This is a genomic window from Streptomyces chattanoogensis, from assembly GCF_001294335.1.
Taxonomy (GTDB): domain Bacteria; phylum Actinomycetota; class Actinomycetes; order Streptomycetales; family Streptomycetaceae; genus Streptomyces; species Streptomyces chattanoogensis.
On the sequence record NZ_LGKG01000084.1, the window covers coordinates 1 to 371 of the forward strand.

General features: G+C 66.3%; 1 protein-coding gene. It reads right to left on the minus strand.

The annotated features are described in order from the left end of the window. A partial coding sequence (locus ADL29_RS11090; RefSeq protein WP_157878454.1) for a hypothetical protein occupies positions 1 to 371 on the minus strand: 371 nt, incomplete at both ends.

Here is a 371-nt window from a genome sequence, read left to right on the forward strand (position 1 = left end):
AGAGACAGGGTCCGGGCGCCCTTGGTCAGTTCCTCGTTGAGGTCGCGGATGCCTTGCCGATAGCGGATCGTGGCTTCGTCGATCGACATCTGCGCGCCGAACAGCTCGTCGAACGCAGTCTTCAACTCGGCGAGCCGCTCCTCCAGCGTCAACGCCTCGGTACCGAGATTCTGCAGGTCACCGGCGGCATCCTCGGCGGCGTTCCCGACGTCCATCTCACCGGCGACCAGCGACGTCAGGCGACCCCAGTCACCGGAGGTCGCGGAGGAGAACATGGCGCTCCACTGCCACAGCTCGGCGAGCCCGTTGACCACGGCGCCGACAACCCGGATGCCACCCTCGATGATCGCGAACAGATACCGGAGCGCGTC